The 17,400-nt window shown below is 62.6% G+C and carries 16 protein-coding genes; 4 read left to right on the top strand and 12 right to left on the bottom strand.

The features are described from left to right. From ttcA to rpsD, 3 genes are all read right to left on the bottom strand, one after another. Nucleotides 1-888 (bottom strand): tRNA 2-thiocytidine(32) synthetase TtcA, encoded by an 888-nt coding sequence (gene ttcA / locus FAA86_RS14380; protein WP_136541642.1) that lies wholly within the window; start codon nucleotides 886-888, stop codon nucleotides 1-3. A gap of 58 nt (nucleotides 889-946) precedes the next feature. Further along, nucleotides 947-1,876 (bottom strand): glutaminase, encoded by a 930-nt coding sequence (locus FAA86_RS14375; RefSeq protein ID WP_136541810.1) that lies wholly within the window; start codon nucleotides 1,874-1,876, stop codon nucleotides 947-949. A 108-nt stretch (nucleotides 1,877-1,984) separates the two neighbouring features. Next, entirely contained in the window at nucleotides 1,985-2,602 is a 618-nt protein-coding gene (gene rpsD / locus FAA86_RS14370) for a 30S ribosomal protein S4 (protein ID WP_113459565.1), read from the bottom strand. Nucleotides 2,603-2,959: 357 nt separating this feature from the next. Here rpsD and FAA86_RS14365 point away from each other — a divergent pair, with 357 nt between their 5' ends. Together FAA86_RS14365 and pepT are read left to right on the top strand one after the other, a co-directional pair. Next, a complete protein-coding gene (locus FAA86_RS14365; RefSeq protein ID WP_246035082.1) occupies nucleotides 2,960-3,778 on the top strand; it encodes a D-alanyl-D-alanine carboxypeptidase family protein in 819 nt (272 codons plus the stop codon). A 28-nt stretch (nucleotides 3,779-3,806) separates the two neighbouring features. Beyond that, nucleotides 3,807-5,042: a peptidase T gene (gene pepT, locus FAA86_RS14360; protein ID WP_136541640.1), complete on the top strand. Its 1,236-nt coding sequence runs from the start codon at nucleotides 3,807-3,809 to the stop codon at nucleotides 5,040-5,042. Nucleotides 5,043-5,069: 27 nt separating this feature from the next. On the opposite strand, the gene FAA86_RS14355 is transcribed toward pepT, so the two are convergent. The 7 genes from FAA86_RS14355 to FAA86_RS14325 all read right to left on the bottom strand — a co-directional run bounded on the left by FAA86_RS14355 (nucleotide 5,070) and on the right by FAA86_RS14325 (nucleotide 12,303). Then, on the bottom strand, nucleotides 5,070-6,590 hold the full coding sequence (locus tag FAA86_RS14355; protein ID WP_167494985.1) for a helicase HerA domain-containing protein: 1,521 nt from the start codon (nucleotides 6,588-6,590) through the stop codon (nucleotides 5,070-5,072). A gap of 100 nt (nucleotides 6,591-6,690) precedes the next feature. After that, nucleotides 6,691-7,827 carry an MFS transporter gene (locus tag FAA86_RS14350; RefSeq protein WP_136541636.1) on the bottom strand — a complete coding sequence of 379 codons (1,137 nt, stop codon included), beginning with the start codon at nucleotides 7,825-7,827 and terminating at the stop codon, nucleotides 6,691-6,693. 150 nt (nucleotides 7,828-7,977) lie between these two features. Next, nucleotides 7,978-8,211, bottom strand: coding sequence for a DUF1127 domain-containing protein (locus tag FAA86_RS14345; protein WP_113459560.1), 234 nt, complete (start codon nucleotides 8,209-8,211; stop codon nucleotides 7,978-7,980). Between the two features lie 394 nt (nucleotides 8,212-8,605). Beyond that, nucleotides 8,606-9,895 (bottom strand): hemolysin family protein, encoded by a 1,290-nt coding sequence (locus FAA86_RS14340; protein WP_136541634.1) that lies wholly within the window; start codon nucleotides 9,893-9,895, stop codon nucleotides 8,606-8,608. An 84-nt stretch (nucleotides 9,896-9,979) separates the two neighbouring features. Beyond that, entirely contained in the window at nucleotides 9,980-10,807 is an 828-nt protein-coding gene (gene murI / locus FAA86_RS14335; RefSeq protein WP_136541632.1) for a glutamate racemase, read from the bottom strand. Next, nucleotides 10,788-11,621 (bottom strand): RNA methyltransferase, encoded by an 834-nt coding sequence (locus tag FAA86_RS14330; RefSeq protein WP_136541630.1) that lies wholly within the window; start codon nucleotides 11,619-11,621, stop codon nucleotides 10,788-10,790. The genes murI and FAA86_RS14330 overlap by 20 nt, the downstream gene beginning before the upstream one ends. 145 nt (nucleotides 11,622-11,766) lie before the next feature. After that, entirely contained in the window at nucleotides 11,767-12,303 is a 537-nt protein-coding gene (locus FAA86_RS14325; protein WP_136541628.1) for a hypothetical protein, read from the bottom strand. A gap of 221 nt (nucleotides 12,304-12,524) precedes the next feature. Here FAA86_RS14325 and FAA86_RS14320 point away from each other — a divergent pair, with 221 nt between their 5' ends. Beyond that, the gene (locus FAA86_RS14320) at nucleotides 12,525-13,739 is read left to right on the top strand and encodes an NADP-dependent isocitrate dehydrogenase (protein WP_113459556.1); all 1,215 of its coding nucleotides are present in this window, start codon (nucleotides 12,525-12,527) and stop codon (nucleotides 13,737-13,739) included. A gap of 33 nt (nucleotides 13,740-13,772) precedes the next feature. Here FAA86_RS14320 and FAA86_RS14315 read toward each other — a convergent pair whose 3' ends face one another. Then, on the bottom strand, nucleotides 13,773-14,291 hold the full coding sequence (locus FAA86_RS14315) for a hypothetical protein (RefSeq protein ID WP_136541626.1): 519 nt from the start codon (nucleotides 14,289-14,291) through the stop codon (nucleotides 13,773-13,775). A gap of 162 nt (nucleotides 14,292-14,453) precedes the next feature. Here FAA86_RS14315 and FAA86_RS14310 point away from each other — a divergent pair, with 162 nt between their 5' ends. Next, nucleotides 14,454-16,088 (top strand): SulP family inorganic anion transporter, encoded by a 1,635-nt coding sequence (locus FAA86_RS14310; protein WP_136541624.1) that lies wholly within the window; start codon nucleotides 14,454-14,456, stop codon nucleotides 16,086-16,088. A 6-nt stretch (nucleotides 16,089-16,094) separates the two neighbouring features. Here the strand turns inward: FAA86_RS14310 and FAA86_RS14305 are convergent, their stop codons facing one another. Beyond that, nucleotides 16,095-17,345: a GGDEF domain-containing protein gene (locus FAA86_RS14305; protein ID WP_246035081.1), complete on the bottom strand. Its 1,251-nt coding sequence runs from the start codon at nucleotides 17,343-17,345 to the stop codon at nucleotides 16,095-16,097. Nucleotides 17,346-17,400 lie beyond the last annotated feature (55 nt).

Here is a 17,400-nt window from a genome sequence, read left to right as displayed (position 1 = left end):
TCAATCGGCCTTGGTTGCCATGAGCCCGGCGAAATCGAAAAGCTTCGGATCGAGGAGATGGGAAGGGTCGACATGGGCAAGCGCCCGCAGCATCGCATCCTTGCGGCCGGGCATCTTGGCTTCGATCCCCGCCAGCATCTCCTTCATCGCATTGCGCTGCAGACCGTCTTGGCTACCGCAGAGGTCGCAAGGGATGATCGGGAACTCCATCGCCTGCGCAAAGCGCGCCATGTCCTCTTCGGCCGCGTAGGCCAGCGGACGCAGCACGAAGAGATCCTTCTCGTCGTTCAGAAGCTTGGCCGGCATGGCCGAGAGACGCCCCCCATGGAAGAAGTTCATGAAGAAGGTTTCAAGAATATCCTCGCGGTGATGGCCGAGCACCAGCGCGTCGCAGCCTTCTTCCCGGGCGATCCGGTAGAGATTGCCGCGTCTGAGCCGCGAACAGAGCGAGCAATAGGTGCCGCCCGTCGGCACCTTCTCCTTCACGATCGAATAGGTATCGCGATATTCGATGCGATGCCTCACCCCGATCGAGGCGAGATAGTCCGGCAGGATATGCTTCGGGAAATTCGGCTGCCCCTGGTCGAGATTGCAGGCAACGAGTTCGACCGGCAGAAGCCCGCGCCATTGCAGGTCAAGCAGCACGGCGAGCAGGCCGTAGCTGTCCTTGCCACCGGAGAGACCCACCAGCCAGCGCTTCTGACCTTTCAGCATATCGAAGTCGGAGATCGCCTGACGCACCTGGCGGATGAGGCGCTTGCGCAGCTTGTTGAAGGACACCGAGCGCGGCGCCTTCGCGAAAACCGGATGCACGGTCGCAAGGTCGAGCTCATCCTCGCCCTCAAGCACGGCGGCGTTCTGGCTGTCGATCGTGTTGACGAGGTTCATCTCAGGCTCCGGCCTCGGCGGCAATTCTGCCCTGCAATGCCTGTTGCAGCCCGGAAGATCAAGTCCCGAACACGGACCAGCCGGTTCGGGTGGCGAGCATTTCGAGCGCTGCCGAGCCGAGCGCCGAATTGCCGACCTTGTTGAGCCCCGGCGACCAGACGGCGATCGAGGCCTTGCCCGGTGCCACGGCGAGGATCCCGCCACCGACGCCCGACTTGCCCGGCAGGCCGACCTGATAGGCGAAATCGCCGGAGCCGTCATAATGGCCGCACATCAGCATCAGGGCATTGATGCGCCGCGCCCGCTTCGGTGAGACGACGGAGAAACCGGTCAGAGGGTTCGTCCCCCTGTTGGCGAGAAACAGGCCGGCATGGGAGAGCTGCACGCAGGAAAGCGCCAGCGCGCACTGGTGAAAGTAGACGCCGAGCGTGTGCTCGACTGGATGCTCCAGATTGCCGAAGCCGCGCATGAAATTGGCAAGCGCGAAATTGCGGTAGCCGGTGCGTTGCTCCGACTGCGCCACTTTCTCGTCGATCGACAGGGTCTCGTCATCGGCGAGATAACGCATGAAGCGCAGATACTCGCCGATCGCCTCGCGCGGCGCGTGGCCCGCCAGCACCATGTCCGTGATGACGATCGCACCGGCATTGATGAAGGGGTTGCGCGGTATCCCGTGCTCGTGTTCGAGCTGGACGATCGAATTGAAGGAAGAGCCGGAGGGCTCGCGCCCCACGCGTTTCCAGATCGATTCGCCAGCCTTGCCGAGCGCCAGCGTCAGCATGAAGACCTTGGAAATGCTCTGGATCGAAAAAGCCGTGTCCGCATGCCCGGCCTTATAGGTCTGGCCGTCGACGGTCGTGATGGCGATCCCGAACTGCTTCGGATCGACGCGGGCAAGCTCCGGGATGTAGTCGGCGACCTTGCCTTCTCCGAGACGCGGCTCGAGCGCGCTGACGATGTCGTCGGCGATCAGCTGCAGATCCATCACGTTCCCCTTACCCATTCCTGCAGCACCATTGTCCTTAGTCGGCGCTGCACTGCAAACAGAAAAAGCCGCCCCGAGGGGCGGCTTTCCACAAATCCGTCGCGCGAGCGATTAGCGCGAGTAAAATTCGACGACCAGGTTCGGTTCCATGATGACCGGATACGGAACATCCGAAAGGGTCGGAACGCGTGCGAAGGTCGCAACCATCTTGTTGTGGTCGACTTCGATGTAATCCGGAACGTCACGCTCAGCGAGCTGAACCGATTCCAGAACCGACACGAGCTGCTTCGACTTCTGGCGAACTTCGATGACGTCGCCGGCCTTGCAACGGTAGGAACCGATGTTGACGCGAACGCCGTTGACCGAAACGTGGCCGTGGTTGACGAACTGACGGGCAGCGAAGACGGTCGGAACGAACTTGGCGCGGTAGACGATGGCGTCCAGACGCGACTCGAGCAGGCCGATCAGGTTTTCACCGGTGTCGCCCTTGCGGCGGTTGGCTTCTTCGAAGATCGCGCGGAACTGCTTCTCGCGGATGTCGCCGTAATAGCCCTTCAGCTTCTGCTTGGCGCGCAGCTGTACGCCGAAGTCCGAAAGCTTGCCCTTGCGGCGCTGGCCGTGCTGGCCCGGGCCATATTCGCGACGGTTAACCGGGGACTTCGGACGGCCCCAGATGTTTTCGCCCATACGGCGATCGATTTTGTACTTGGAAGATGCGCGCTTGCTCATCCGTATTTCCTCTCAACAGGTTACAGCGGTTTGTTACCAAGCCGCTTAAGGAAACACGCCCTCCTCTGAGCCTCCGTTTCCGAGGCTCCGACAGGATTCTCACGTCAGCGAACGGAGAAAACCACGGGACATGTCAAAACAAACACCGGGCGTTTCGGCCCGGCGTTGCGGCGTCATTAGTGGGGTGCGTGAGAAATGTCAACACGTTGTGCGGCCCGCGTGTGACGAAAGAGTGACTGCGCGAGACGCCGATTCTCTGGCGGAAAACGAGGCGAAAGCGCCTGCAAAGGCTGACAGAGGGCCAGAAGTTCGCTATCCCCCATAGCAACCTCCATGAAAGAAGTCTCTCCCTCGATGATGACAGACCTGTCCCGCCGTCTCCTGCTTGCCCTCGCTGTCACGCTTTCGATCATTGCGCCGGCAGCGGCCGAAATCAAGAAACCCGGCCATGCCCATATCCTGGTCGATGCCGCGACCGGCACGATCCTGGAGGCGGAGAATGCCGACATGGTTCTTTATCCGGCCTCGCTGACCAAGATGATGACGCTTTACCTGACATTCGAGGCGCTGCATTCCGGGCGCTTCGACTGGGATCAGCGGCTGGTGATTTCGCAGAACGCGAATGACAAGGAACCCTACAAGTTCGCGGTCGGTGCCGGCAACACGATCAGCGTGCGCGAAGCGGTCATGGGCATGGTCGTACTTTCGACCAATGACGCCGCGACCGCAGTGGCCGAAACACTGGCCGGCTCGGAGGAAGCCTTCGGCCAGATGATGACCCTGAAGGCACGCGAACTCGGCATGACGAGCACGGTCTTCACCAATCCGTCGGGTCTGCCTGACCCGCGCCAGGTAACGACGGCCACGGACATGGCACGCCTCGGCCTGGCTCTGATCCGGGACTTCCCCGAAGAATACAAGCTGTTCGCCTCCCGCGGCATGACCTTCCGCGGCATGAAGTTTCGCGGCCACAATGCCTTCCTGGTGCAGTATCCGGGCGCAGAAGGCATCAAGACCGGCTTCACCAACGCTTCGGGCTACAACATCGTGACCGCGGCCAGCAATGGCGAGCGCCGGCTCGTGGGCGTGGTCCTCGGCGCGGACAGCGCCAATGCCCGCACGCAGGAAATGATCACGCTGTTCGACCGTCACCTCGGCACCAAAGTCAGCCAGTGATCGCTGAGCCGGCCAGAAAGACAGAACCATGACCGATACCGTTCTCGACCGTTTTCTCCGCTATGTCGTCATCGACACCCAGTCCGATCCGTCCTCCGGCAGCCAGCCTTCCACGGAAAAGCAGAAGGATCTCGGCCGCGTTCTGGTCGCCGAGCTCCTGGCGCTCGGGCTGTCGGACGCGCATCTCGATGAACACGGCAATGTCTATGCGACGATCCCGTCCAACACGGACAAAGACGTGCCCGTCATTTGTTTCTGCAGCCACATGGATACGGCTCCTGATTTCACCGGCACGAATGTCAAGCCGCAGCTGGTGCGCAACTACCAGGGTGGCGACATCACGCTGACGGGCGACACGAGCCAGGTGATCCGAGTCGCCTCACATCCGCAGCTCAACAACCAGATCGGCAAGGATATCGTCACCACCGACGGCACGACCCTGCTCGGGGCAGACGACAAGGCAGGCGTGGCCGAGATCATGACGGCGGCCGCCCATCTGATGGCGAACCCTGACATCAAGCACGGCACGATCAAGATCCTCTTCACCACGGACGAGGAAATCGGCCGCGGCGCCGACAAGGTGGACCTCGCAAAGCTCGGCGCCCGCTTCGCCTACACGCTCGACGGCTCAACGGTCGGCGAGATCGAAAACGAGACCTTCTCCGCCGATGGCGTTGTCATCGAGATCACCGGTGTGGCCATGCATCCGGGCTATGCCAAGGGCAAGATGGAGAATGCCATCAAGGCCGCAAGCGACATCGTCGCCCGCCTGCCCCGCGACATCGCACCGGAGAGCACGGAGGGCCGCCAAGGCTTTATCCACCCGGTCGACATCTCCGGCAGCATGGAAGCGGCCAAGCTGCAGCTCATCGTGAGAGACTTCACCGAGGCGGGCCTGAAGGTAAAGGAAGATCTGCTGGAGAAGATCACCCGGGACGTCATGGCGACCTATCCGGGCTCCACACATACGCTGACGGTCAAACACCAGTATCGCAACATGAAGGAAGTCCTCGATCGCCATCCGGAGATCATGGACAATCTGGAGGAAGCCGTGCGTCGCGTCGGCCTTGAGCCGGTGCGCCACAGCATCCGCGGCGGCACAGACGGCTCGCGCCTCTCCTTCATGGGGCTGCCCTGCCCCAACATCTATACCGGCGGCCACGCCTATCACTCGCCGCTGGAATGGGTGAGCGTTCAGGACATGGAAAAGGCCGTCGAGACGATCGTGGCACTGGTCAAGGTCTGGGAAGAGCGGGCGGCCTGAGCCGCCCCACGAACAAGCTTAAGAGGCTTACTCGGCCGCCGAAGCCGTCTGCTCGTCGGCGTCGATCTGGTTCGGATCGCCGGGCTGCGTCTCCGCCTCCAGATCCGGAAAAGCGACGATGCGCTTGCCGGCAAAATCGGTGTGGACGACGACCAGCCCCTGCTCCTCGAAATAGCCCAGCAGACGACGGGCCCGACGGGCCGAATGCGTGCCATAGGCCCGAGCGATCCGCTGGTCTGACGGGCATTCTTCGTTGCGGAGTGCGGCCTTCGCGAGCAGCAGGAACACACCCTGCAGATCGTCGGAGACGCGCACCGAGAGAGACAGCGCCGTCTGCCAGCCCTCGCTTGCGGCCGTCTCCTCGTCGACACCGGCACGGGCGATCGCCACCCGACGGCGGAACTCGCCCATCGGCATCGGCGGCCCGGTCACACGCCGCATACGGGCCCGCACCAGGAACTCCTGGTAAAGCACGCTGTCGGTGCGATAGGCCGCCTGTGGATCGCCAAGGATTTCGGAAAGCACGGCAGCCAGCCGCTCCTCGCGCTCCTCCGCCGACATCTCGCTGCCGCGGCTCGGCATGTCGTTGGCGACCGGCGCGCTGGAGGCCGGCGTGGAGCGGGACAGCTCGGCGAGGATGTCGGTGGTCGGACGTGGTGCCGGCGGTGCGCGGCGCACGATCGGCCGGGTGAACTCCTCCGGGTCCGGCGTGAAGATCAGGTCCTCGACATCCTGGGGTGCATCCGGCAGCGGCATCAGCATGGGTGAAGACGAACGCGCCGAGGTTTCCACGGCGCCGATGACGATCGGCAGCGGCCGACGCGACATGGCAGGTCCCAGTGCGACGAAATTGCCGCGCTGCAGGTCGCGGAACATCTCCGCCTGGCGACGGTCCATACCGAGCAGGTCGGCCGCACGTGCCATGTCGATATCGAGGAAGGTACGCCCCATCAGGAAGTTCGAGGCTTCCGCCGCGACGTTTTTCGCAAGCTTTGCCAGACGCTGGGTCGCGATGACGCCGGCCAGTCCGCGTTTACGGCCACGGCACATCAGGTTAGTCATGGCGCCCAGCGACATCTTCCGCGCATCTTCCGACACATCGCCGCCGACGGCGGGGGCGAACATCTGCGCTTCGTCGACCACGACGAGCACCGGATACCAGAATTCGCGATCGGCATCGAAGAGGCCATTGAGGAAGGCGCCAGCGGCGCGCATCTGCTGCTCGACATCGAGGCCTTCGAGGGTGAGTACGCAGGAGACCCGGTGACGGCGAATGCGGTCGGCGATACCGGCCAGTTCCGCTTCGGTACGCTCGCCGTCGACGACGACATGGCCGTACTTGTCGGAGAGCGTGACGAAATCACCCTCGGGGTCGATGATGACCTGCTGCACCCATTGCGCCGATTGTTCGAGCAGACGGCGCAAAAGATGCGACTTGCCCGAGCCCGAATTGCCCTGCACCAGCAGGCGGGTCGCAAGAAGCTCCTCGATATCGAGCTTGGCAGGCTGACCGCCCTGCACCGTTCCCATATCGATTCCGACCTTCAATGGCGGCATCCTCAATTCATGTGTTGATCTCAAGTCCCTAACAGACTTGCACGCGTCCGTGTGCGCCGCATCCGCGAAACCCACAGGGAACTGCGCCTTTTCAGGCGCCCTGGCGCTGACGCAGCAGTCCGGCAAGCAGGATGCTGAGTAGCAGCGGCGGCAGCAGCGTGGCAAGCCCGCTGCGCAAACCGAGCTCTTCCGCGACGAAGCCGATCATCGGCGGCCCCACCAGAAAGCCGAGGAGCGCAATAAAACTCAGGATCGCGACATTCTCGGCCGCCGGACGATCTCCGAGATCGGCGGCAGCGGTGACCGCCAGCGGAAATCCGACAGAAACGCCGAGACCGACGCAGGCCAGACCGAGATAGACCAGAGCGGCTGCGGGCGCCGTGACCACGAGCAGGATGCCGCCGAGCGCAAACAGCAGGCAAAGCCGCGCGAGCATGACAGCGCCGAAGCGCTCCTTCGCCTCATCCCCGAGGAAGCGCCCGAGGGACACCATCATCGCGAAGACGACATAGCCCATGCCGGTTGCCATGCCCGCAGTGGCGAACTCATCCTTGAGATACACGGCAGACCAATCGGCAACAGCCCCTTCCGTCATGGTGATCCCGAAGACAAAGAGGCTGATCCCGAGGATCGCCGGGCTCGGTAGACGCCAGGAGGATTTGACCCTGGTCTCAACAGCCGGTGCGTCATGGAATGGCAGCGCGCGGCAGACGACGATGGAAACCGGGATCAGGATCAGCGAGAGCACGCCGATCGCTACAAAGGGCTCCGTCTGCAGCGCGAGGAAGCCCGCACCGATGGGGCTGCCCGTCATGATCCCGAGGCTCCAGAAGCCGTGACAGCGGTTCATGATCGAAGCCGTCCCGCGTTTTTCGATCACATCCGCCTCGACATTGAGACCGAGTTCGATCGTTGAGAGGCCAATGCCAAGCAAAGCGAGCAAGAGAAACAAAGAGACGATGTCGGGAGCCGCGACCGGCAGCGGTACGAGCGCGAGAAAGACGGGGAAGCCGAAGATCAGCGTGTTGCGGCTTCCGATCCGCCCGACCAGTTGACCGGCAAATGGCAGCATCAGGAGGATGCCGATCGGCAATCCGAGCAAGGCAACCGCAAGCTCTGCCGGTCCGAGCGACAGCCGCTCCTGAACGACAGGGATTTGCGGCAACCAGCTGCCGAAGGCGATCGGCTGCAGGAAGAAAGCAGCCATGATGGTGAGCTTGGGGGACATGGATGATCCGGAGGCGGCGGGAAAGAAGGAATCAGAGAGTCTCCGACTGTCCGACAGCGCCGGCGATTTGAAAAGCAGACCACCCCCTCGAGTGGTCTGCTTCGGGTCGAAAAAGGGATGTGGCCGACAGCCGAAGCCGACCGCACCCAGCTAAAGCCGGATATCCCAGAGGGAGAGTCGCCGCGGGAAGACGACCTCCTGTTCCGGCAGACCGATGTCCCGCCTCAGCTGCGGTGACAGGTGGTCCGTGAGATTGCGGATCTGCCGCCGGCGCCAGCTCGCACCCAGAAGTGCGGTGAAGAGACGCCAGGAGCCGAACCTCTGGATGAGATCATCCATCCGCTGCGACAGCGGTATTTCAACTATAGATTGATTATCGTGCATGACTTGTCCGTCCCGGAAACGCAAAAGCGCCCAGGTCCTTTCGAGATGAAAAGCGACGTGATGCAGGCACGCGAACGCAGTCACACGCGCAGGCGGCAAGTCACGTCAGGATGGTTGAAAAATGCCGAAATGGCCGGAAAAATGACTGTTCAGACAGTCATCGGGTGCAGCGGCAGGTCGCGGAAGCTCCCGCGTGGGCCGATGGCACCGATCCGCCAGAAAGGCGCATGCGCATGAAAAAATGAGTCATCTGTCGCCTCCTGTTGTTCGTGTTGCGGATGTCGGGACGATGGCACGCAAAAACGCCCGCCGCAAGAGCGCAATTCGAGATTGCAAAACTTGCGGCGGGCCGTTGCACATATGCAACAAATTGTCGCAGGGGCTGTCGCGGGCGTCAGGCCTCGCCAGAGATCACGCGCGAGATCAGCAGCTTGTCGATGCGACGCCCGTCGAGGTCGACCACTTCGAAGCGCCAATCGCCCTTGACGAAACTCTCGCCGAGTTCGGGAATGCGCTTCAGCTCATCCAGAACAAAGCCGGCGACCGTCGTGTAGTCGGGATCGGGATCGATCGGGACGCGGATGATGTCGACGAATTCGTCGACCGGCGTCCAGCCGGCGACGAGATAAGACCCGTCTTCCCGCTGCACCATGGCCTGCTCTTCGGTCTCGTCCTGGCTGAAGGCGCCGGTGATCGCCTCCAGAATGTCACCGGAGGTGATGATCCCTTCGAAATGACCGTATTCGTCATAGACGAGCACCATGTGCAGCGATGTGCGACGCAGGGATTCGATGATGTCGGTCGCCTTGGCCAGATCCGAAACGACAGGAACGTCGCTGACGAGATCGGAGAGGTTCAACGGACCGCCCTCGGCCATGCGTTCGTAGAGCTTCTTGGTGAAGAGCACGCCGACGATTTCGTCGGAATCCCCGCTGCGGACGGGAATGCGCGAATGCGGGATTTCCCGCAACTTTTCGCGCACTTCGTCGAGCGTGTCTTCGATGTCGAGCATCTGCACGTCACGGCGCGGGGTCATCAGGCCGCGGGCCTGGCGGTCGGCGAGACGCATGACACCGGACAGCATGGCGGATTCGCTGGTCTCAATGACGCCGGCGCTATGGGCCTCGGCAAGAACGGTGCGGATTTCCTCGTCCGTCACCTTACCGCCGCCATCGCCGCTCTGGCCGAGCAGAGACAGGACGAGCTTGCCGGATCCGTCGAGCAACCAGACGAGTGGCGCGGCGATCCGCGACAGGACGGACATGGGAATGGCAACCCGCGCGGCAACACCTTCGGCATTGCGCAGCGCCACCTGCTTCGGCACGAGCTCGCCGACGATCAACGACAGATAGGTGATGAGCACGACGACGGTACCGACGCCGAGCGCATCGGCGACACCGACGGAAAAACCCTGGGCCTGCAGCCAGAACGACAGACGCGCACCCAATGTCGCGCCAGAAAACGCGCCTGAGAGAACGCCGACCAGCGTGATGCCGATCTGCACGGTGGAAAGAAAACGGCCAGGGTCACTGGCGAGCCTGAGCGCCGTCTCGGCACCCCGGCTGCCCTGCTCCGCGAGAACCTTCAGGCGGGCAGGACGGGCAGATACGACCGCAAGCTCGGACATGGCGAGAACGCCGTTCAAGACGGTCAGGAATAAGACAATCGCAATTTCGATAAACAAGTAAGGGGCTAGGCTCCTCTAAACCGGCTGAGCGTCCGGCAGCGAGCCATAGCTACCACATCAGGCCCTGCGCAAAAAGACTGCTCAGACGGGATGCAGCGCGTCTGCCGGCTGCACCGACAGTCCGAGCCCCTGCATCAGCCGGCGCGTCGAGAACGTCGGCACACCCGAGGTAAAGACCGCAAGATCGAGCCCCTCCGGATGCTCCGCGCCATCAACGAGCGGCACAAGACGCCGCGCCTGACGCGCGATGGCTTCGGCCGGATCGAGCCAATCGACCGGCCAGGGTGCGAGCCTACGAAAGACATTGGCGAGGAAGGGATAATGGGTGCAGGCGAGCACGACGATGTCCGTTCGCGCACCGTCTTTTTCGACGAAACAGGGCGCGATTTCCGAGAGGACAGCCGCATCGTCCAGGCTCTCGCCGCGGATATAGGCTTCCGCCATGCGGGCGAGATTTTCAGACCCGACAAGCCGGACGTGGCACTGCGAAGCGAAGGACTGGATGAGGTCGCGCGTATAGGCCCGCTTGACCGTGCCGGGTGTCGCAAGCACGGAAACGAGACCGGACCGTGTCCGCTCCGCCGCGGGCTTGATCGCCGGGACCGTACCGATGAACCGCATCTCGGGAAAGGCAAGCCGCAGATCCGCTCCGGCCAGCGTAAAAGCCGTATTGCAGGCAACGATGACGGCTTCCGGGTCGAAGCGTTCGAGAAGGTCGCCGAACAAGGCCACGATCCGTGCCTTCAGCGGCCCCTCTTCCCAGCCACCATAGGGAAAGCCGGCATCATCCGCCACATAGATGAAGCCGCGCTCCGGCATCAGAAGACGGGCTTCACGCAGCACCGTCAGACCGCCGATGCCGGAATCGAAGACCAGGATCGGCTTCAGCTCAGGCGTCCCGTTCGTCATCATCCGCTGCTCGCGCCTCGCTCTCGTTCATCGCCGCAGGCAGCCTCTGCCCGGAGCGGGCGTAGCGGTCGAGCGAACTGATGACCCCACGGACCACATGGATCTCCGGGCCGGTGAACGCGCGCCTGCTGAACACAGCCCTCAGATTTTCGATCATCTTGGCCTTTTTGTGAGGCGGATGGAAATAGTTGCGTACCTCGAGCGCCTCTTCCAGATGCTCGAACATGCCGATTACCTGCTCCTTCGTGGCCGCCGGCTGTTCTGGCGCATCGAAGGGCACGGCATGCACATCGTCCATGCCCGACTTCATCCACTCGTAGGACATCAGCAGGACAGCCTGGGCAATGTTGAGCGATGCGAAGGCGGGATTGACCGGGAAGGTGACGATCTCATCGGCGAGTGCAACGTCTTCATTGGACAGGCCGGATTTTTCCCGCCCGAACAGAATGCCCGTCTTCTCGCCGGAGCGGAACCTGGTTCTGAGCGTTTCGGCCGCAGTGACTGGAGAGCGAACCGGCTTGAATCCGTCACGATAGCGCGCGGTCGTGGCATAGACGAAGTTGAGATCGGCGATCGCCTCCTCCAGCGTATCGAAGACCACTGTCCCGTCGATCACATGATCGGCCTTGGCAGCCGCAGCACGGGCCTTGTCGGAGGGCCAGCCGTCTCGCGGATTGACGAGACGCAACTCGACGAGACCGAAATTCGCCATGGCGCGCGCCACCATCCCGATATTTTCGCCGAGTTGCGGCTCGACGAGAATGATCGCCGGCCCTTCGGCCAGCATAATGCGCTCGCTGTTCGTTCCTGCCATGGTCTGTCCTTCTGAGATTTAGGGACCCATTGGCACAAAACACCGGGCAGGCAAAGGGGCCTCACGATCTCTCGCGCGGCGCAGCATCGCTTTCCACCGGGGTCTGCGACCTCGACGTCGATGTGAAAGCACCCTCCGCCAGCGGTCAGAGGCCGCCCTGCAGCTTGAGGTCCCGCTTGATCGACGAGCCGCTCTGGCCATCCACGACCGGATAGAAATCGTCGATGACAGTCCGACCATCCTCTTCAACGACCTCGAAGATCAGGACCGTTTCGACCTCGTAGTCAGGGCCTTCGCCCATGCAACGGCGATTGTTGAAAAACGCAGTCACCTGCCCCTCTCCATCATCCTCAAGATGGATATTCTCGAAGGGGCAACCATCCTGCCCCTGGGCAATCGGGTCGTAGTCGAAGGGATAGCCGGTCGTCTCGCCCTCCGGCGGGTCGAAGGGCGGATTTTTCGATGCAGCCTCGAAAGCTTCAACGAAATCCTCGCTGAACAGTCGCTCCAGCCGATCCACGCTGAAGACGTCTTCGGCGGGCTCGTCGGTCGTGTTGTCCCAGCTGCGGGCCGCCGCCTCGATGATTTCCCGGACCGGAGCCTTCATGTCGGCTGTCGCGGCACTCGGCGCAACCGATACGAAAAACAGGCCAAGGACGAAGGCTGCAGACAGGGGCTTCATGGGAGACTCCGAAGGATCTGATCGATACTTTGCTTTTAACCGGAAATCGGGCGTCTCCCGCAACCAAGTTTGGGGCAAAACGCACGTCGAAAGTCTGAACCATAATCTGTCCGAAGCGCCCCTCTGCTGTTTGCCTTGTCCTGAGAGAATGTTATAGGCAGGCCATCGGCAGAGCGCCCTCCCCGCGCCTGCGCGTCAGGCAAAAACTCGTGAGGATATTCATGACCAAGATCAAGGTAGCCAACCCGGTCGTCGATCTCGACGGCGACGAGATGACCCGTATCATCTGGCAGTTCATCAAGGACAAGCTGATCCTTCCCTACCTGGATCTCGACATCGAATACTACGACCTCTCGGTCGAAAACCGCGACGCCACCAATGACCAGGTAACGGTCGACGCCGCTCACGCCATCAAGAAGCACGGCGTCGGCATCAAGTGCGCGACGATTACGCCGGACGAAGCCCGCGTGAAGGAATTCAACCTCAAGGAAATGTGGAAGAGCCCGAACGGCACGATCCGCAACATCCTCGGCGGCGTCATCTTCCGCGAGCCGATCATCTGCAAGAACGTGCCGCGCCTCGTTCCCGGCTGGACCAAGCCGATCGTTGTCGGCCGTCACGCCTTCGGCGACCAGTACAAGGCAACCGACTTCAAGTTCCCGGGCAAGGGCAAGCTGACCATCAAGTTCGTCGGCGAAGACGGCGAAGTGATCGAGAAGGAAGTCTACAACGCTCCGGGCGCCGGCGTGGCTCTTGCCATGTACAACCTGGACGAATCGATCCGCGAATTCGCCCGCGCCTCGATGATGTACGGCCTGATGCGCAAGTGGCCGGTCTACCTGTCGACGAAGAACACCATCCTCAAGGCCTATGACGGCCGCTTCAAGGACATCTTCGAAGAAGTCTACCAGAACGAGTTCAAGGCTCAGTTCGACGAAGCCGGCATCGTCTACGAACACCGCCTGATCGACGACATGGTCGCCTCCGCCCTGAAGTGGTCGGGTGGCTATGTCTGGGCCTGCAAGAACTATGACGGCGACGTCCAGTCCGACACGGTTGCTCAAGGCTTTGGCTCGCTCGGCCTGATGACCTCGGTTCTGCTCTCGCCCGATGGCCGCACCGTCGAAGCCGAAGCGGCACACGGTACCGTTACGCGCCACTACCGCCAGCATCAGAAGGGTCAGGAAACCTCGACCAACTCGATCGCCTCGATCTTCGCCTGGACCCGTGGTCTCGCCCACCGCGCCAAGCTGGACGACAATGCTGAACTCGCGAAGTTCGCAACGACGCTCGAAAAGGTCTGCATCGACACCGTCGAAGCCGGCTTCATGACCAAGGACCTGGCGCTGCTCATCGGCCCAGATCAGCCGTGGCTCTCGACCACCGCCTTCCTCGACAAGGTCGACGAAAACCTGAAGAAGGCCATGGCCGCCTGATCGGCCGCCACAGTCTGAACAATCAGAACCCGGTCACGGTGACGTGGCCGGGTTTTCCATTTCAGGCACGGCCTCTTCGGCATCGACCTCGGCAAAACGCTTGCGGATCTCCGCCCCGAGGCGCCGCCCGGAGATATGATAGCCCGAAAGAGGCAGGTCATAGCTTTCCAGCCGATCGGGATCGTCTTCATCGAGATAATCGATATCGATCACCCAGCGGCCGGCGACCCGCCTCTGGGCCAGTTCGACCATTGAGGCCCAGGCGATGCGCCGCTCGGTCCGGTAGTCGATCAGTTCCTCGTTGTTGAGCTCCACCACGGGACGCATCGCAGCAGACAGCTCGCGCCAGCCTTTCCGAAAACCGAGGATGCCGAGCGTGAGCAGCACGAGATAGACGAAGGTCATCAGGCCCGCCCAATTGCCGCCGAGGAGGCTCGCCATCAACCCGCCGAATGCGACGGAGAGGATCACGGCGGCGCCCGATGCCCAGAGCACCGCAAGCCCACGGCGCGGATAGAGAACTAGGGTCGGATATGTGGTCTCGGTCTTCATGGTCTCTACCCTTAGGCAAAAACTGCTGGCTCGACCAGACGGGCACCGCCTGCCGATGGTATCCCTTTGGCCATGTTGTCAAAAGGCGGGACTCAGCGTCCAATGACGATGAGACGCGGCAGAGGGGTTGATCGCGTTCGCCACATCAGAACCGCGGTCACCATGGCAGACGTCATTCTTCCGAAAACCGTCAGCGTCTTCAAAGAAGGCTATGGTCCGGCACGCTTCAAGGCGGATGCGCTTGCCGGTCTCACGGTGGCCATCGTGGCGCTACCTCTCTCCATGGCGATTGCCATTGCCTCGGGCGTCACGCCGGATCGCGGGCTCTACACCGCAATCGTCGGCGGCTTCATCGTGTCACTGCTCGGTGGCAGCCGCCACCAGATCGGCGGCCCGGCCGGCGCCTTCATCGTTCTGGTCAGCGCGACCGTCGCCCGCCATGGGATCGACGGCCTCTTGCTGGCGACCGCCATGGCCGGCCTGATCCTGATCGCCTGCGGCTTCCTGAGGCTCGGCGACTACATCAAGTTCATTCCCTATCCGGTGACGGTTGGCTTTACCGCAGGCATCGCCGTCATCATCTTCGCAAGCCAGATCGGCGAACTTCTTGGCCTGACCTTTCCGGGCGGCGAACCTGGGCCGCTCGCAGAAAAACTCGCCGCGATCGCCACCGCTCTTCCGGGCTTCTCCGCCGCAGCGGCAGCCGTTGCGGGACTGACCGTCGCGATCATCCTTCTCCTGCGCCGCTACCGCCCGTCATGGCCGGGACTGCTGATTGCCGTCATCGCGGCCTCCACGGCCGCCGCAGTCCTCCAGCTGCCTGTCGCCACCATCGGCTCGAAATTCGGCGGCATCCCATCAGGGCTTCCCCTGCCATCCCTGCCCGATATCACGCCGGAACTCGCCCTTGCCGTCTTGCCCGATGCGATTGCCTTCGCGCTGCTGGGCGCGATCGAATCGCTCCTGTCTGCGGTGGTTGCCGACGGTATGACCGGGCGCAGGCACAGGTCGAACACCGAGCTGGTGGCGCAAGGAACGGCGAATATCGCCTCGGCGCTCTTCGGCGGGATCTGCGTGACCGGAACGATTGCCCGCACGGCCACCAATGTCCGTGCCGGCGCAACAAGCCCGGTCTCCGGCATGCTGCATGCCGTCTTCCTGCTCGCCTTCATGCTGATCGCGGCACCGCTGGCCGCGTATATTCCGCTTGCCGCCCTCGCCGGCGTCCTTGCCGTCGTCTCCTGGAACATGATCGAGAAATCGGCGATCGCCGCACTCGTCCGCTCGTCGCGTGGCGAGGCTCTAATCCTGGCCGTCACCTTCCTGCTCGTGATCTTCCGGGACCTGACGGAGGGCATCGTTGTCGGCTTTTCGCTCGCCGCGCTGCAATTCATCCACCACATGTCGAAGAGCATCCGGGTCACGGCCGAGGGCCCGGAAAAGCCGCTCGATGCGACCGATGCCGATACCGTCACCTACCGTCTGGACGGCGCCTTCTTCTTCGGGGCCGTGGCCGCAGCTGGCGCCGTGCTCGACCGGATCGGGGACGATCACCGCAACCTGATCCTCGATTGTACCGGCATCCAGTTCGTCGACGCCTCCGGCGGCAACCTCTTGGCCAGCGTCATTCGCAAGGCGATCCGGCAAGGCGTTCAGGTTTATCTGATTACGGATCGCACGGAATTACAGACGATGTTGTACCACCACGAAGTGCCGGAAGGCGGGGTCACCTTCGTCCGGAGCATGGCGGAAGCCAGGACAGCGATTGCGGGCCAGGCGGCGAGCACTCGGTCGTAGGGCACGTCAGGCGGCGGATCTCGTCGCCGTCGATGCCCCGACACCGGTGGCGTCGCTCGCCTCAGCGATCGGTCTGTCGCCTCGGCCATTCTCGAGCGCGGCCAAGGTGACGCAGTTCCGCCCGGCCTTCTTCGAGGCGTAGAGCGCCTTGTCCGCCCGCGCCAAGGCACGGGAAAAATCGAGCGGACCGGCGGGTAAGGACGCCGCACCGATGCTGACCGTGACCATAGGCAAGGGCGGCTGGTGGTCGGTGGTGATAAGGCTCACGCCGCGGCGAAGCTCTTCGAGAAGGTGGGGACGATCAAGAACGAGATCCGCCGGCAGATAAACGCCAAACTCTTCGCCGCCGAGCCGACCCACGATAGCTCCCTGCGGCAATTCGCGTGACAGGTAGTCGCACAGCGCGACCAGGACCGCATCGCCAGCTCCATGACCGTAGGTGTCGTTGATCGTCTTGAAGTGATCGGCATCCACGACGGCCATGGCAGCACCCGGCCCGGCGCCGCCGAAACCCGCACGCGCTCTGGTCACCGCCTGCATGAAGGCGCGCCGGTTGAGGAGCGATGTCAGATGGTCGGTTTCGGATGCCTGCTTGTAGCGCCGGGTCGCCCGCTCATGCACCATGGCGAAGATCGCAAGCGCGCCGACGAGCCCCTGGAGGAAGAAGCCGAAGGTCATCGTGCCGTACCAGAGCGGCGCATAGCCCTCGACGATCTGCACCGGTTCGATCATCTGCAGGGGGAAGCGGAGGACATAGGCCGCGCCATGAGCGCCGAAGGCGAGCAGCGCAATGACGCGCGCCGGAAGGGGCTCTCGCCGCTGACCTGCGAGAAGCACCGGAAGCGAGAGGAAGGAATAGGCGGCGTAAAGCGCTGACGCAACGAGAATGCGCGTGCCGAGATCCGATGACAGAGCGGGAAATGCAAAGAGACACAGCCAGATGACTGCACCGGCCGCGGCGATGACGCCGGCCCCTTTCTGCCGCACGTCCTCGAAGGCGAGGCAGCCGAGCCAGATGAGCCCCAGACTGTAGATCCCCAGACCATTGCCCAGGCCAAGCGCAATGAAGGGGGGCGCGAGTTCCCGCAGGCTGACCAGCACCATGCCGAGCGCACCGGATGAAAAGCCGAGCGACCAGTATTTGAGGGCCAGATTGCCGCGATCATGCGCCCAAAGCAGCGTCAGAAAACCGGAAACGATGATCAGTGTGGCCGCAAGGCACACGGTGAGCGTGGGGATGTGGAAAACAGCGGACAAGACGACGACCTCAAGAACGATCGAGATCTAATCGGGAAGTTTGAAGAATCCCCAA

The organism is Rhizobium rosettiformans W3, from assembly GCF_004912135.1.
Classification (GTDB): Bacteria; Pseudomonadota; Alphaproteobacteria; order Rhizobiales; family Rhizobiaceae; genus Allorhizobium; species Allorhizobium rosettiformans.
Note: the sequence above shows the minus strand (reverse complement) of the source record. Positions and strands in the feature narration are given on the sequence as shown.

Excerpts from the sequence above, each read along its gene's own strand:
- ttcA (WP_136541642.1), bottom strand. The coding sequence starts at position 888 with ATGAACCTCGTCAACACGATCGACAGCCAGAACGCCGCCGTGCTTGAG.
- FAA86_RS14365 (WP_246035082.1), top strand. The coding sequence starts at position 2,960 with ATGACAGACCTGTCCCGCCGTCTCCTGCTTGCCCTCGCTGTCACGCTT.
- murI (WP_136541632.1), bottom strand. The coding sequence starts at position 10,807 with ATGACGAACGGGACGCCTGAGCTGAAGCCGATCCTGGTCTTCGATTCC.
- pepT (WP_136541640.1), top strand. The coding sequence starts at position 3,807 with ATGACCGATACCGTTCTCGACCGTTTTCTCCGCTATGTCGTCATCGAC.
- FAA86_RS14325 (WP_136541628.1), bottom strand. The coding sequence starts at position 12,303 with ATGAAGCCCCTGTCTGCAGCCTTCGTCCTTGGCCTGTTTTTCGTATCG.
- FAA86_RS14330 (WP_136541630.1), bottom strand. The coding sequence starts at position 11,621 with ATGGCAGGAACGAACAGCGAGCGCATTATGCTGGCCGAAGGGCCGGCG.
- FAA86_RS14315 (WP_136541626.1), bottom strand. The coding sequence starts at position 14,291 with ATGAAGACCGAGACCACATATCCGACCCTAGTTCTCTATCCGCGCCGT.
- FAA86_RS14320 (WP_113459556.1), top strand. The coding sequence starts at position 12,525 with ATGACCAAGATCAAGGTAGCCAACCCGGTCGTCGATCTCGACGGCGAC.
- FAA86_RS14350 (WP_136541636.1), bottom strand. The coding sequence starts at position 7,827 with ATGTCCCCCAAGCTCACCATCATGGCTGCTTTCTTCCTGCAGCCGATC.
- FAA86_RS14310 (WP_136541624.1), top strand. The coding sequence starts at position 14,454 with ATGGCAGACGTCATTCTTCCGAAAACCGTCAGCGTCTTCAAAGAAGGC.
- rpsD (WP_113459565.1), bottom strand. The coding sequence starts at position 2,602 with ATGAGCAAGCGCGCATCTTCCAAGTACAAAATCGATCGCCGTATGGGC.
- FAA86_RS14345 (WP_113459560.1), bottom strand. The coding sequence starts at position 8,211 with ATGCACGATAATCAATCTATAGTTGAAATACCGCTGTCGCAGCGGATG.